Consider the following 14,443-nt stretch of genomic DNA (forward strand, 5'->3'; position numbering starts at 1 on the left):
TCGAAACGAACGGCGCGGGATTTTTCATATCCGGCAGGTCGTGATCGCTATGGCGCGAAGATCGACCAGTTCATCATCCTGGCGAGCTTTTCCAGCGCGATCGAACCCAGCTTGGAATTGCCGTTGGCGTTGAGGCCGGGCGACCAGACGGCAAGCGAGGCGACCCCCGGCACGATACCCAATATACCGCCGCCAACGCCGCTCTTGCCGGGAATACCGACGCGGAAGGCGAAATCGCCGGAGCCGTCATAGTGGCCGCAGGTCAGCATCATGGCGCCGATGCGCCGCGCCCGCTCCGCCGACACCACCTGATACCCGGTCGCCGGGTTCTTGCCGCCATTGGCGAGGAAGCGACCGGCCATTGCCAGTTGCCGGCAGCTCATGGCGATGGCGCAATGATGGAAATAGACGCCCAGCGCCAATTCCGGCGCATGATGGAGATTGCCGAAGGATTTCATGTAATTGGCGAGTGCGAAGTTGCGGTAGCCGGTGGCCCGTTCGGAAGCCGCGACCTCGCGGTCGATGATGATGGTCTCGTCGTCGCAGAGGAACTGGATGAAGCGCAGGATCTCGCCGATCGCCTCGCGCGGCTGGTGGCCGGCAAGCAGGATGTCGGAAATGACGATAGCGCCGGCATTGATGAACGGATTGCGCGGAATGCCGTTCTCATGCTCGAGCTGGACAATCGAGTTGAACGGGTTGCCGGACGGCTCGCGCCCGACCCGCTTCCACAGCGCGTCGCCGACATTGCCGAGCGCCAGCGTCAGGGTAAACACCTTCGAGATGCTCTGGATCGAAAAAGCCTGGTCGGCATCGCCAGCCACCAGCACGCCGCCGTCATTGGTGACGGCCGCGATACCGAATTTCTTCGGATCGACCTTGCCCAGTTGGGGAATGTAGGTCGCGACATCGCCGCGATCGGTGCGTTCAGCCATTTCCGCCGCGACTTCCGCCAGCGCCTGTTCGAGCTCCGGCATGGCGCTACCTCAACCAGCGTTCGATGCGCGCCATCGCCTCGACCATGTCGTCGTGGCTGCCGGCATAGGAAAACCGCATCGTGCGGTGGCCCGCCCGGGTGTCGAAGTCACGGCCAGGCGTCGCCGCCACATGCGCCTCGGCCAGCATCTTGCGGGCAAAGGCCATGCTGTCATTGCTGTGCCGGGTGACATCGCAAAAGGCATAGAAGGCGCCATCCATGGGCGCCGCCAGGGGAAAACCCAGCTCCGGCAGGCGCTTCATCAGAAGCTCGCGATTCCAGGCATAGCGCCGCTTCACCGCTTGCAATTCCTCGGTTGCGGCAAAGGCCTCGATCGCCGCGATCTGCGACAGCTCCGGCGGCGAGATGTAGAGGCTCTGGGCGATGCGCTCTACCGGCCGCACGAGATCTTCCGGCAACACCATCCAGCCGATGCGCCAGCCGGTCATGCAATAGTATTTCGAGAACGAGTTGATCACCGTCACGCTGTTGCTAAAGGCGAGTGCCGTGGTGTCTGGGGCGCCATAGGCTAGCCGATGATAGATCTCATCGGAAATGACGGCGATGCCGAGGGATTCCGCCGTGGTGACCAGGGCCGCCAGTTCATCGGCCGGTATGACGGCGCCGGTCGGATTGGCCGGACTTGCAAACAGCACGCCCTTCAGAGGCTTCTCCCGATGCGCGGCCTGCAGATGGCCGGCATGCAAATAAGCCGCGTCGCCGAGCTCGATTTCGACCACGTCGATGCCAAGGGCTGCCATGATGTTGCGATAGGCGGGATAGCCGGGCGCGGCGATGGCGACCCGGTCGCCGGGATCGAACATCGCCAGGAAAGCGAGATTGAAGGCCGCCGACGATCCGGTGGTCACCGCGATCCGGCCAGGGTCGACATCGAGGCCGTAGTGATCCGCGTAATGCCCCGCGATCGCCTTGCGCAGCGGGGCCAGGCCCAAGGTGTCGGTATAGCCGATGCGTCCAACCTCCAGCGCCTTGGCCGCGGCGGCGCGAACCCCGACAGGCGCCGGATCGGATGGCTGGCCGACCGCCATGGAAATCACCGGCACGCCCTGTGCCTTCAGCCGGTTCGCTTCGGCCAGCACATCCATGGCGTGGAACGGCTCGACATTGCCGCGATGGGAGAGCGAAACGACCATTTTTACCCCTGTTGCGAGGATTGAGCGCGCCAGGTCCTGACGCATGCGCCGCACAAATGCCCGATTGATGTGAGGATCACAAGTTGAGGAAGTTTTTCAGGCGCCGACTTTTCATCTTTCGCCCGCTCGTCTACCAGTGGACACATTATGTTGAGCCGACCCAGATCGACGATTGCCCGGGCAGCGCGTGTCTTCGCGACGATCTCGCTTGCCGCCGCGGTTGCAGTGGCCGGTTCGGTGACCGCCTTCGCCCAGGGCGTGCCAGTGGTACGCGACGCCGAGATCGAAGCTCTGGTGCGCGATTATGCACGGCCGATCTTCAAGGCGGCCGGGCTGGCGAATGACGGCATCGACATCGTGCTGGTCAATGATTCCAGCTTCAACGCCTTCGTCACCGGGCGCCGGCTGTTCATCAACACCGGCGCGCTGATGACGGCTGAAACACCGAATGAAATCATTGGTGTCATCGCGCACGAAGCCGGGCATATCGCCGGCGGCCACCAGCAGAAACTGCGCGAGCAACTCGAACGCGCCAAGACCATGGCCATCATCGCCACCTTGCTCGGTGCCGGCGCCATGGTCGCCGGCGCGACGACAAACAGCCGCGGCCTTGCCGGGGCCGGCATGGGCGTGGCGGCTGGCGGCGGCGAGATGGCGCAGCGCAGCATCCTCGCCTATCAGCGCACCGAGGAAATCACGGCCGACCGCTCGGCTATCACCTATCTCAATGCCACCGGCCAGTCCGGCATGGGCATGCTGAAGACCTTCCACCGCTTCCAGACCGCGCTGTCGCTGTCAGGCGCGCAGGTCGATCCCTACCGGATCAGCCATCCGATGCCGCAGGACCGCATCGCCAATCTCGAGGTGCTGGTCAAGCAGAGCCCCAATGTCGACAAGCTCGACGCGCCGACGCTGCAGCAGCGCCATGACATGATGCGGGTGAAGATTGCCGTCTACATGGAAGGCCAGGCCGCCGCGGCGCGGCTGATACAAAAGATGCGCGGCGGCATGGCGGCGCTATACGGCGATGCCCAGTCGACCTATCTCTACGGCAACCTCGACGCGGCGCTCGCCAAGACCAACGCCCTGATCAAGGCGCAGCCCAAGAATGCCTACTTCCAGGAACTGCGCGGCGATATATTGATGAAGGCGAACAAGCCTAGGGATGCGGCCGACGCCTACGCCAAGGCTGTCAGCCTCGATCCGGCACGGTCCGGCCTGCTGCCTGTCTCGCTTGGCCAGGCGCTGATGGCGGTCGGCACGCCCGACTCGCTCAAGAAAGCTGTCGTGCAGATCAACAATGGCCTGGGGCGCGACAAGGAAAACTCCACCGGCTATCGTTATCTGGCGCAGGCTTACGGCGAGCTGGGAGACATACCGGGCGCCGAGCTTGCCACCGCCGAAGGCCATTTCTATTCCGGTAACTACAAGGATGCGAAGATCTTCGCCATGCGGGCGCAACAGCAGATGAAGCGCGGCGAGCCGCGCTGGATACGCGCCCAGGACATCATAAACTACAAATCATCAGGCAAGAGCCAGTAAACTCATGAACCCTCCGGCCGTGTGCTGCGACACAGCCAGACCGGAAAACAGGCAGAAGGAACGAGAACGATGAAGAAGGCACTGCTGCTGTGCACCACGGGGGTTGCGGTCGCCCTTGCCATGCTGGCTTTCGGTTTCGTGGCCGGCAATCTGCAGGTTGCGAAGGCCGGAACGGCGCAGCCTGCCCAGACGGCGCAGCCTGTCCAGACGGCGCAGCCTGTCCAGACGGCGCAGCCTGCCCAGTCGGCCGTGGCCGATACCAAAATCGACCGCGCCGAGGTCGAGGGAATCATCCGCGACTATCTCCTGAAGAATCCGGAAGTGCTGCTCGAAGTGCAGGACGCACTCGAGGCCAAGCAGAAGGAGGAGCAGCGGCTCGCGGCGCTCGGCGTCATCAAGAACGCCAAGGACCAGATCTTCAACTCCACCTTCGACGGCGTCGTCGGCAACCCGAACGGCAAGGTAACGATCGTCGAGTTCTACGACTACAATTGCGGCTTCTGCAAACGCGCCATCGAGGATATGCGGGCCCTGACCAAGTCAGATCCGGATCTGCGTTTCGTGCTCAAGGAATTCCCGATCCTCGGCCCGGATTCGCAGAAGGCCAGCGTCGTTTCGATGGCGTTCCACCTGATGATGCCGGAGAAGTACGGCGAGTTCCACAATGCGCTGCTCGGCGGCCAGGGGCGCGCCACCGAGGCAACCGCGATCAAGATCGCACTTTCGCTCGGCGCCGACGAGGCGACGCTGCGCGAGAAGATGAAGGACGCGTCGATCCCCGAGGCCTTCTCCAAGACTTACGACCTTGCCAACAAGCTGCAGATCACCGGAACCCCTTCCTACGTCGTCGGCAACGAGGTCGTGTTCGGGGCGCTCGGGCAGGAAGTGCTTGCCGAAAAGATCGAGGCGGCGAAAGCCGCGCTTTGACCGGCGAGTGGTTTTCTTCACGGGCACGTTTCGGCCTGTTGTGGACAGTGAAAGAACGCACTTGCGCTCTTTCCGCGGGCGACTATGCCCGGTATAGAGGCCCAGCGCGCCGGCTTGACGTCGGCGCCGGAAAAGGTCGACTTTTTTGAAAACGGTTTTCGTCCTGAACGGTCCCAATCTCAACGCGCTCGGCAAGCGCGAGCCGGGCATCTATGGCGGCAAGACGCTCGCGGCCATCGCCGACGACTGCAAGCAGGCAGGCAAAGCGCTCGGGATCGAGATCGATTTCCGCCAGTCGAACCATGAAGGCGATCTTATCGACTGGATCCAGGAAGCCGGCGACAAGGCCGCCGGCATCGTCATCAATCCAGGCGCCTACAGCCATACCTCGATTGCCATCCACGACGCCATCCGCTCGATCGCGCCGCTGCCGGTCGCCGAAGTTCACCTTTCCAACATCCACGCGCGGGAACCGTTCCGCCACGTCTCCATGGTCGCGCCGGTCGCTGTCGGCATGATCTGTGGCTTTGGGCCGCTCGGCTACACGCTGGCGCTGCAAGCGCTGGCCGCACGCCTATGACCGGCCAACAAACAGAAGGCTCGAAAATGTCGATAAAGAAGACCGGTGTTGACCAGCAACTGATCCGCGATCTGGCGGGCATACTGAACGACACCAACCTGACCGAGATCGAGGTTGAACTCGGCGACCTGAAGGTACGGGTGTCACGGCAGGCGCCCACCGTCCATGCGATCGCCGCACCGCAACCGGCCTATGCGCCGGCAGCGGCATCCCAATCTGCCGCCGTGGCTGCCCCGGCCGCGGTCGACGTGTCCAAGAACGCCGTCCCTTCGCCCATGGTCGGTACTGCCTACCTGGCGCCGTCGCCGGACGCCAAGCCGTTCATCGAGGTCGGCCAGAAGGTCAAGGAAGGACAGACGCTCTTGATCATCGAGGCGATGAAGACGATGAACCAGATTCCCTCGCCGCGCGCCGGCACGGTGACGGCGATCCTGTTCGAGGACGCGACGCCGGTCGAATACGGCATGCCGCTTGTCGTGATCGAGTAGAGCGAGCCGGATGTTCCAGAAGATCCTCATCGCCAATCGCGGCGAAATCGCACTTCGGGTGCTGCGCGCCTGCAAGGAACTCGGCATCCAGACGGTGGTGGTGCATTCGACCGCCGATGCCGACGCCATGCATGTGCGGCTGGCCGACGAAAGCGTGTGCATCGGTCCGCCGCCGTCTCGCGACAGCTATCTCAACATCCACCAGATCGTCGCGGCCTGCGAGATCACCGGCGCCGACGCCGTGCATCCGGGCTACGGTTTCCTGTCGGAGAACGCCAAGTTCGCCGACATCCTGGCGGCGCACAACATCACCTTCATCGGTCCGTCCGGCGACCATATCCGCGTCATGGGCGACAAGATCGAGGCCAAGCGCACCGCAAAGCGCCTTGGCATTCCGGTGGTGCCCGGCTCCGACGGTGCGGTGACCGAGGAAAAGGAAGCCAGGCGGATCGCCGCCGAGATCGGCTATCCCGTCATCATCAAGGCGTCGGCCGGCGGCGGCGGACGCGGCATGAAGGTGGCGCATACCGAGGCGGACCTCGAAATCGCCCTGCAGACGGCGCGTTCGGAGGCCGGCGCGGCCTTTGGCGACGACGCGGTCTACATCGAGAAATACCTGGAGAAGCCGCGCCACATCGAGGTGCAGGTGTTCGGCGACGGCTTCGGCGGCGGCGTGCATTTCGGCGAACGCGACTGCTCGCTGCAGCGGCGCCACCAGAAAGTCTGGGAAGAGGCCAATTCGCCGGCGCTCAACGCCGAGGAACGGTCGCGCATCGGCGGCATCTGCGCCAAGGCGATTGCCGATCTCGGCTATTCGGGCGCCGGAACGATCGAGTTCCTGTACGAGAACGGCGAGTTCTATTTCATCGAGATGAACACGCGTCTCCAGGTCGAGCATCCGGTGACGGAAGCGATCACCGGCATCGATCTGGTCCACGAGCAGATCCGCGTCGCTTCTGGCGGCGGCCTTTCGGTCAAGCAGGAAGACATCAAGTTCAACGGCCACGCCATCGAATGCCGCATCAATGCCGAGGATCCGCGCACCTTCACCCCCTCGCCCGGCACGATCACCCATTTTCATACGCCCGGCGGCCTCGGAATCCGCGTCGATTCCGGTGTCTACTCCGGCTACAAGATCCCGCCCTACTATGACAGCCTGATCGGCAAGCTGATCGTGCATGGGCGCAACCGAGTCGAATGCATGATGCGGCTGCGCCGGGCGCTCGACGAATTCGTCGTCGACGGCATCAAGACGACGTTGCCGCTGTTTCGCGATCTCGTCGGCAATGCCGACATCGCCAACGGCGACTACGACATCCATTGGCTGGAAAAATATCTGGCCAAGGGCGAATAGCGCGGGGACGCGATGACCCGTCCATACGCGCCAGGCTATCGCATCCCCACCGACCTTCTGCTCAAGGCATACGCCTCGGGCGTGTTCCCGATGGCCGAAAGTGCTGGTGACCCGGAAGTGTTCTGGGTGCGCCCGGAAAAGCGCGGCATCATTCCGCTCGAGGGCTTTCACACGCCCAAAAGCCTGCAGAAGACGATCCGCAGGCACCCGTTCGACATCCGTTTCGACTTCGACTTCGAGGCGACGATCGACGGCTGCGCCGAAAAGCGCGAGGAGCGCCGCTCGACCTGGATCAACGCGCCGATCCGCGAAGCCTATGTGCAACTGCACCGGATGGGACACTGCCATTCGGTCGAGGCATGGCGGGGGGAGCGTCTGGTCGGCGGGCTCTATGGGGTCTCGCTCGGGCGGGTGTTTTTCGGGGAAAGCATGTTTTCCAAAGAGACGGACGCGTCGAAGATCTGTCTCGTTCATCTTGTCGAGCGCCTGAAGGCACGCGGCTTCGCGCTCCTCGATACGCAGTTCACCACCGAGCACCTCAAGCGCTTTGGCGCTGTCGACGTGCCGCGCGGCAAGTATGAAAAGATGCTGGCCGACGCGCTCAAGGGTGAAGCGATCTTCTTTCCGTAGGGATCAAGCCCTACTTGGGCGCAGCCTCGATCGGCGTCTGCGCATGGAACATCATCTTCCAACCGTTGACGCGGTGGACATAGCCGGTGCTGACCAGTGCGGCGTAGGGTTCGCCATTCTCGCGCGTCGCATGCGCCTCGTAGGTCAGCATGACGATGTCGCTGCCCGGCTCGATTATGCCCTTGAGCTCGATGTCGAGATCGCGCCAGCGGTTGGGCTTGGTCGCGGTCTCGGCCAGATCGGCATTATCCATCGCCTTGGCCATCCGCGGAAACGCCACCAGGCATTCGGTGTCCGCGTTGGCGGCGTAGTAGGCACTGTCACCCGTCCAGAACCCCTTTTCGAGTTCCAACAACTCGGCCTTGTTGGCCATGATCCGCTTGCTGTCCGACATAGCATATCCTCCGGGCACGTCTTGATGCTCCAACGCGCGCCCGCCATGGCGGTTCCAAGAGATCAGTTGGCGGTGGTCGTGTCCGGTTCCGCGGCGTCGTCCGGCTGTGCCGCGTCCGGAGTGACCGGGGGCTTGGGCCTGGCCGAGGCGGGCTTGGTCGCGGCCGGCTTCGAGGCGTCGGCTTTCGCTCCGTCGGCCTTGCCAGCATCAGGCGCCGGTACATCCGACTTCTGCTTGCATTCCTTCAGCCAGACGTCATAGACGGCGTGCTCGACGGCATTGAGGCCAGGGCTTTCGGCAAACATCCAGCCGGTGAAGATGCGGCGGATCTTGCGGTCGAGCGTGATCTCGTCGACCTCGACGAAGGAATCGGTCTTCGGCTCCTCGTTCTCCGGCCGGGAATAGCAGACGCGTGGCGTCACCTGCAGGGCGCCGAACTGCACCGTCTCGTCGATATAGACATCGAAGGTGATGATGCGGCCGGTGATCTTGTCGATACCGGCGAACTCGGCGACCGGGTTGGCAATGCGATCCGATCCCGCTGCCGCTGGCGGCGCCGGGGCGGCAGGTGTGGGTGAAGCCGCAAAGGCGACGGTGCTGACGGCGAGGCTGGCGGCTAGCGTCAGACCGCCTGTCGATATCAGGTTGAAAAAGCTCATGCAGGGGTACCGGTGGTTCGCGCCCAGGTGATTCCATCGATCGCCAAGGCTAGTCGCCGTTTTCTGATCAGCAAGCAGCTAAACACCAATTGTGGCGATAAAGGACCGGCCTGCACCTTACGGTTACAAACCCGCGCCGTTACGACCCCGGCGTCCAGGCGTCGTAGTCGCCGGTGACCTGCGGGCGATGTTGGTTGGTCAGCACCGAGCCCTTCGGGCGATAGGCCGCGGGCGTGCCGGTCAGATTGGGCAGGTGCGGCTTTTGCCAGTCGCGCGGCCGGTAGTCGTCGCTGGGGGGAGCGACATCGACACGATGGTGAATCCAGCCGTGCCAGCCCGGCGGAATGGCCGACGCTTCCGAATAGTTGCGGTAGATGACCCAACGGCGCGTACGGCCTTCCGAATCGATACCGCCTTCATAGTAGACATTGCCGGCCTCGTCCTGGCCGACCCTCTTGCCGTACCGCCAGGTGTGCAGGCGCGTTCCCAGCGTCTGGCTGTTCCACCAGGTGAAAAACTGCGTCAGGAAAGTCTTCATCTCAGAACCCTCGCGCTGGTGGCGCCCGTTTCCTGCTTATGGCGTCAGGCCCTCGGGAAGGCAAGGGTTTTGCCGCGGGAGCGCGCAAATGGCGCGCCAGGGACCCGACACAAGCCTGTGATCCCTGGGCCTGTGATCCCTGGGGTGGCCGGATGCACGCTTGCCAAGCCTTGCCGCTCTTTCTAAAGCTCTGCGCGCCCAGGCGGAAATCCTCTGCGCCCAGGGGCTGAAGGAGGCGACGATTGGCCACGCAATTGCCGACCACCGACATTCGCATCGGTGCCGACCTGATTCGCCGCCGCAAGGGCGGCACGCCGATCGTCTGCCTCACCGCCTACACCTACCCGATCGCCCGCCTGCTCGATCCCCATGTCGACCTGCTCCTGGTCGGCGACAGCGTCGCCATGGTCCTGCATGGCCATGAGACGACGCTGGGCGCCTCGCTGGAGATGATGATCGCGCACGGCCAGGCCGTGATGCGGGGCTCGGCCAAGGCCTGCGTCGTCGTCGACATGCCGGCCGGCACCTATGAGGATTCAGCCGCGCAAGCCGTGGCCTCGGCGCGGCGCATCGTTGGCGAGACCGGTTGCCAGGCGGTGAAACTCGAGGGAGGCGTCGACATGGCCGCTCAGATCGCGGCGATCGTGGCCGCCGGTATCCCGGTCATGGGCCATATCGGCCTGCAGCCGCAATCGGTCGAGAAAGACGGCGGCTACAAGATCAAGGGCCGGACGGACGAGAATGTTGCCGCCCTGATCGCCGACGCGCTCGCGGTCGAGAAGGCCGGTGCGTTTTCCCTGGTCATTGAAGGAACGATCGAGACGGTCGCCGCGGACATCACCGGCCGCATCGCCATTCCAACCATCGGCATCGGCGCCAGCAGCGAGTGCGACGGCCAGATCCTGGTCATCGACGACATGGTCGGGCTGACCGTCGACCGGGTGCCTAAATTCGTCAAGCAATACGCCGATCTGCGCAGCGTGATCGCGCATGCCGCCGAGCGCTACGCATCGGAGGTACGGGACCGCGAATTCCCCGGCCGTGCCCATGTCTTTTCAAAAACAAATGGCGGGGATGAAGCATGAGCCGGCCCGACGTCGTCGACAGCGTTGCCGAGCTTCGCGCACGCATCCGCGACTGGCGGCGAGATGGGCAGCGCATCGCCTTGGTGCCAACCATGGGCGCATTGCATGACGGGCATCTTTCGCTGATCAAGATCGCCCTCGAAAGAGCCGATCGATGCGTGGTGTCGATCTTCGTCAATCCGACGCAGTTCGCGCCGAGCGAGGATCTCGACAAATACCCGCGCCAGTTGGCCCGCGACCTCGATATGCTGACGATGGCCAAGGCCGATCTCGCCTTCACGCCTGATGTCAACGAGATGTATCCCCCCGGTTTTGCGACGAAAATCTCGGTCGGCGGCCCGTCAGCCGGGCTCGAAACGGACTTTCGACCCACCTTTTTCGATGGCGTCGCCACAGTGGTGGCCAAGCTTCTCCTGCAGGCCGTACCCGACTTCGCCATCTTTGGCGAAAAGGATTATCAGCAGCTTTGCGTCGTTAAGCAGCTTTGCCGCGACCTCGACCTGCCCGTCGAGATCATCGGCGCACCGACCATTCGCGACGCGCATGGCCTCGCCATGTCGTCACGCAACGCCTATCTCGATGAAGCCGAACTCCAGACCGCCCGCCAGTTCAACCTTATCCTGCGCAAGGCGGCAACGGCGCTGGCGGCGGGCGCAGGTCAGGAAGAAACGATCGCCGAAGCAAGCCGAGCCCTGATCGTCGCCGGCTTCCAGAAAGTCGATTATGTCGAGGCCCGAGAAAGCCTGACACTTGCGCCATGGCGGCACGACCGAATGGGCCGCGTCCTCGCCGCCGCCTGGCTGGGAAAAACCAGGCTGATCGACAATGTGGACGTTTCCACCGCCTGATCGGCGTTCGCGCTATCGATTGCTGTTTGCAGTCTCAACGCTGCCGGCGCCAGGCACACAGCGGAAACTCGAATTGCTGATACGCGAACTGTCGCCACCTGCGACCGCGCCGATCCTGGCCTTCACCCGTCCCGCTTGCGGCTCCCCCAGCCTACTCCTCGGTCGGCATATGCAGGTACATTGACTGGATGCCGACCCTGCCGGGGCCGGTGAAGCGGTTGACGATGAAATTCATGTTGGCGCCGAAGAAGCCGCTCGACAGCCGGTCGATCTTGGTTTCCATCCTGACCGAGGCATCCTTGAACAGCCAGCCGCCGGGTTCGATGTCGATGGTTTCGCCCGGAGCGAGCGTCTTTTCAAAAACGTTGCCGTAGCCGTGCAGCCAGACGATGCCGTCCCCGGTATCGCCGCGAAACCGGTCGATGAAGAAGCCGCTCTGGCCGAACAGCATCGTCGCCAGGCCGCGTACACGCTCGAACGTGTAGTCGACATTGCCGGTGGCGGCCAGGAACTGGTGCTCGCGCACCTGGATCTCCTCGCCTTGCCGCAGGTGAATCGGCACGATGTGACCGGGTCCGTCGCGGCTGAAGGCGATGATGCCCGCTCCCGACGCCTCGGTGACGAAGATCTGCATGCCGGCCATCATGCGCTTCAGCGACCCCTTCAGCGATTTCAGGCCGATGGTGATCGTGGAATTTTTCCACAGCAGGATGTGGTGCTCGAAATAGACAGGCATCCGCGTCACGTCGACGGAAAGCACAGGCACCAGTTCGCCAGCTATGTGATAGGTGACGCCGCCAAAGGTTTCGTCCGACACCTCGGTCGGCATCAGTTCCGGCAGGCTTGGCATGGTTTTCCCCCAGCCGTCCCGCGCGTGTCAGGTTATTCCGGCTTCGAGCGGGTCGGCCTAAGCACCTTTGGTGGCGGACATCAGGGCCGTCAAACGAAAACGGAGCCCGGGGCGGGCGCTCGCGCGAAGGTGATCACGCCGCCACGGTGGTCAGGCAGCAAGTACCCGTTCATAGATCAACGCCGGGATGGCCGAACCGGCGGAGCCGCAATTGTCGGTGCGGCCGGCCTGGACGAAGCCATTGGCCCGATAGAAGGCTACGGCGCGGGTGTTCTTCTCTTCCACTTCGAGCCGAATCCCATGGGCTTCCGGAAAACTCTCGATGATTTCGTCGAGCAGCATGCCGCCGATGCCTCGGCCCTGCAGCGCAGGAAGCACATAGAGCTGCCTGAGCATAACCACGCCGCCGTCACCGACGGCTTCGGCAAAGGCCATGCCGCCAATGCGCTTGCCGTCATCGGCAACGAGGAACTCGCTGCTCGGCTTGACCAGCCTGGCCTTCAAAGAAGCGACGGAGTGCCATTCATTGGTGATCTCGGTGACCCGTTCGGCGCCGTAGATCGCGTCATAGGTGGCATGCCATGTTTCGACCAGCAACGCCCGGACGGCTGCGAGGTCGCGATCCCCGGCGGTGCGGACGAACATGCCTTTACTCGATGCCCAGCTTGGCCTTGACGAGATCGTTGACGGCCTGCGGATTGGCCTTGCCGCCGGTCGCCTTCATCACCTGGCCGACGAACCAGCCGGCCATGGTCGGCTTGGCGCGTGCCTGCTCGACCTTGTCGGGATTGGCCGCGATCACCTCGTCGACCGCCTTCTCGATGGCGCCGGTGTCGGTGACCTGCTTCATGCCACGGCTTTCGACCAGTTGGCGAGGATCACCACCCTCGCTCCAGACGATCTCGAACAGGTCCTTGGCGATCTTGCCGGAGATGGTGCCTTCCTTGATCAGGTCGATGACCGCACCGAGTTGGTCGGGCGAAACCGGAGCGGATTCAATGTCCTTGCCGGCTTTGTTGAGAGCGCCCAGCAGATCGTTGATGACCCAGTTCGCGGCGAGCTTGCCGTCGCGCCCGGCCGCTACCTTCTCGAAATAATCGGCGATCGGCTTTTCCGACACCAGGATCGCTGCGTCGTAGGTCGAGAGGCCGAGCGAGGAGATCAGCCGCGCCTTCTTGTCGTCGGGCAGTTCCGGCAATGCCTTGGCCAGGGCGTCGACATAGGCCTGGTCGAATTCCAGCGGCAGAAGATCCGGATCGGGGAAGTAGCGGTAGTCGTGCGCCTCTTCCTTGGAGCGCATCGAGCGCGTCTCGCCCTTGACGGCATCGAACAGCCGCGTTTCCTGATCGATCTTGCCGCCGTCCTCGAGGATAGCGATCTGCCGGCGCGCCTCGTAGTCGATGGCCTGGCCGATGAAGCGGATCGAATTCATGTTCTTGATTTCGCAGCGGGTGCCGAATTCGCCCCCTGGCCGGCGCACCGAGACGTTGACGTCGGCACGCAGCGAGCCTTCGTCCATGTTGCCGTCGCAGGTGCCGAGATAGCGCATGATGGTGCGCAGCTTGGTCACATAGGCCTTGGCCTCGTCGCCGGAGCGCAGGTCGGGTTTCGACACGATCTCCATCAGCGCCACGCCGGAGCGGTTGAGGTCGACATAGGACATGGTCGGGTGCTGGTCATGGATCGACTTGCCGGCATCCTGCTCCAGGTGCAGGCGCTCGATGCCAACCTCGATGTCCTCGAACTCGCCCTGGCGGTCGGGACCGACGGAAACGATCACCGTGCCCTCGCCGACGATCGGCTGTTTGAACTGCGAGATCTGGTAGCCCTGCGGCAGGTCCGGATAGAAATAATTCTTCCGGTCGAAGACCGACTTGTGGTTGATCGCCGCCTTCAGGCCCAGGCCGGTGCGGATCGCCTGCTTGACGCATTCCTCGTTGATGACGGGCAGCATGCCGGGCATTGCCGCATCGACTAGGCTGACATTGGCATTGGGCGCAGCCCCGAATGCGGTCGAGGCGCCGGAGAAGAGCTTTGCCTCCGAGATGACCTGAGCGTGAACCTCAAGGCCGATAATGATCTCCCAGTCGCCGGTGGCACCTGATATCAGGCGTTTTGCGTCGGGTGTACGGGTATCGATGATGCTCATGGCCTGCCGTCAAATTCCGGATGATTGCCGAATGCGCTGCACATTCAGCAGGTACAAATCGTACCCGCTTCGCTAGTGCAAACTGCCAGAAGAGACAAGCGCAAAGCCTCGGTCTGGCCTTCCCAGCCATTTTCGCCTATAGGACGCTCATCCCAATGGAGAGTGGATGTCCACTTACGCTCAGTCCCGGTAAGGCCCTGACCTCTCGATGAGGCAGGGCAGAAAACCTGAAACCCCGTGCCGCGAAGCTTCGCGGCGGCGGCATTTTT

16 protein-coding genes are annotated in these 14,443 nt (G+C 63.2%); 8 read left to right on the forward strand and 8 right to left on the reverse strand.

The window, feature by feature from the left end; all coding sequences use genetic code 11:
* Window positions 1–47 precede the first annotated feature (47 nt).
* A complete protein-coding gene (locus tag EN804_RS02645) occupies window positions 48–977 on the reverse strand; it encodes a glutaminase (protein ID WP_127279912.1) in 930 nt (309 codons plus the stop codon).
* A gap of 4 nt (window positions 978–981) precedes the next feature.
* Complete coding sequence (locus EN804_RS02650; protein ID WP_135918651.1) at window positions 982–2,130, reverse strand: aminotransferase class I/II-fold pyridoxal phosphate-dependent enzyme; 1,149 nt, start codon at window positions 2,128–2,130, stop codon at window positions 982–984.
* Between the two features lie 147 nt (window positions 2,131–2,277).
* Here EN804_RS02650 and EN804_RS02655 point away from each other — a divergent pair, with 147 nt between their 5' ends.
* From EN804_RS02655 to aat, 6 genes are all read left to right on the forward strand, one after another.
* Window positions 2,278–3,672 carry a M48 family metalloprotease gene (locus EN804_RS02655; protein ID WP_127279914.1) on the forward strand — a complete coding sequence of 465 codons (1,395 nt, stop codon included), beginning with the start codon at window positions 2,278–2,280 and terminating at the stop codon, window positions 3,670–3,672.
* Between the two features lie 69 nt (window positions 3,673–3,741).
* Complete coding sequence (locus EN804_RS02660) at window positions 3,742–4,599, forward strand: DsbA family protein (RefSeq protein ID WP_135918652.1); 858 nt, start codon at window positions 3,742–3,744, stop codon at window positions 4,597–4,599.
* Between the two features lie 145 nt (window positions 4,600–4,744).
* Window positions 4,745–5,179 (forward strand): type II 3-dehydroquinate dehydratase, encoded by a 435-nt coding sequence (aroQ, locus tag EN804_RS02665; protein WP_135918653.1) that lies wholly within the window; start codon window positions 4,745–4,747, stop codon window positions 5,177–5,179.
* Window positions 5,180–5,205: 26 nt separating this feature from the next.
* Entirely contained in the window at window positions 5,206–5,667 is a 462-nt protein-coding gene (accB, locus tag EN804_RS02670; protein WP_127279917.1) for an acetyl-CoA carboxylase biotin carboxyl carrier protein, read from the forward strand.
* A 10-nt stretch (window positions 5,668–5,677) separates the two neighbouring features.
* The gene (accC, locus tag EN804_RS02675; protein ID WP_127280307.1) at window positions 5,678–7,021 is read left to right on the forward strand and encodes an acetyl-CoA carboxylase biotin carboxylase subunit; all 1,344 of its coding nucleotides are present in this window, start codon (window positions 5,678–5,680) and stop codon (window positions 7,019–7,021) included.
* Between the two features lie 12 nt (window positions 7,022–7,033).
* Window positions 7,034–7,651, forward strand: a complete 618-nt coding sequence (gene aat, locus EN804_RS02680; protein ID WP_127280302.1) for a leucyl/phenylalanyl-tRNA--protein transferase — start codon at window positions 7,034–7,036, stop codon at window positions 7,649–7,651.
* 10 nt (window positions 7,652–7,661) lie between these two features.
* Here the strand turns inward: aat and EN804_RS02685 are convergent, their stop codons facing one another.
* The 3 genes from EN804_RS02685 to EN804_RS02695 all read right to left on the reverse strand — a co-directional run bounded on the left by EN804_RS02685 (window position 7,662) and on the right by EN804_RS02695 (window position 9,242).
* Window positions 7,662–8,045: a hypothetical protein gene (locus EN804_RS02685; protein WP_127280303.1), complete on the reverse strand. Its 384-nt coding sequence runs from the start codon at window positions 8,043–8,045 to the stop codon at window positions 7,662–7,664.
* A gap of 62 nt (window positions 8,046–8,107) precedes the next feature.
* On the reverse strand, window positions 8,108–8,704 hold the full coding sequence (locus EN804_RS02690) for a DUF2155 domain-containing protein (protein ID WP_127280304.1): 597 nt from the start codon (window positions 8,702–8,704) through the stop codon (window positions 8,108–8,110).
* A gap of 139 nt (window positions 8,705–8,843) precedes the next feature.
* Window positions 8,844–9,242: an NADH:ubiquinone oxidoreductase subunit NDUFA12 gene (locus tag EN804_RS02695; protein ID WP_127280305.1), complete on the reverse strand. Its 399-nt coding sequence runs from the start codon at window positions 9,240–9,242 to the stop codon at window positions 8,844–8,846.
* Window positions 9,243–9,484: 242 nt separating this feature from the next.
* Here EN804_RS02695 and panB point away from each other — a divergent pair, with 242 nt between their 5' ends.
* Together panB and panC are read left to right on the forward strand one after the other, a co-directional pair.
* Window positions 9,485–10,327 carry a 3-methyl-2-oxobutanoate hydroxymethyltransferase gene (panB, locus tag EN804_RS02700; protein ID WP_135918654.1) on the forward strand — a complete coding sequence of 281 codons (843 nt, stop codon included), beginning with the start codon at window positions 9,485–9,487 and terminating at the stop codon, window positions 10,325–10,327.
* Window positions 10,324–11,175 (forward strand): pantoate--beta-alanine ligase, encoded by an 852-nt coding sequence (gene panC / locus EN804_RS02705; protein ID WP_135918655.1) that lies wholly within the window; start codon window positions 10,324–10,326, stop codon window positions 11,173–11,175. The genes panB and panC overlap by 4 nt, the downstream gene beginning before the upstream one ends.
* Before the next feature lie 151 nt (window positions 11,176–11,326).
* Here panC and EN804_RS02710 read toward each other — a convergent pair whose 3' ends face one another.
* From EN804_RS02710 to gatB, 3 genes are all read right to left on the reverse strand, one after another.
* Window positions 11,327–12,025: an AIM24 family protein gene (locus tag EN804_RS02710; protein ID WP_127280306.1), complete on the reverse strand. Its 699-nt coding sequence runs from the start codon at window positions 12,023–12,025 to the stop codon at window positions 11,327–11,329.
* A 150-nt stretch (window positions 12,026–12,175) separates the two neighbouring features.
* Window positions 12,176–12,670, reverse strand: coding sequence for a GNAT family N-acetyltransferase (locus EN804_RS02715; protein WP_135864224.1), 495 nt, complete (start codon window positions 12,668–12,670; stop codon window positions 12,176–12,178).
* 4 nt (window positions 12,671–12,674) lie between these two features.
* Window positions 12,675–14,174: an Asp-tRNA(Asn)/Glu-tRNA(Gln) amidotransferase subunit GatB gene (gene gatB / locus EN804_RS02720; RefSeq protein ID WP_135864222.1), complete on the reverse strand. Its 1,500-nt coding sequence runs from the start codon at window positions 14,172–14,174 to the stop codon at window positions 12,675–12,677.
* Between the last annotated feature and the right edge of the window lie 269 nt (window positions 14,175–14,443).

Origin of the sequence: Mesorhizobium sp. M8A.F.Ca.ET.161.01.1.1 (assembly GCF_004792105.1) — a bacterium.
Classification (GTDB): domain Bacteria; phylum Pseudomonadota; class Alphaproteobacteria; order Rhizobiales; family Rhizobiaceae; genus Mesorhizobium.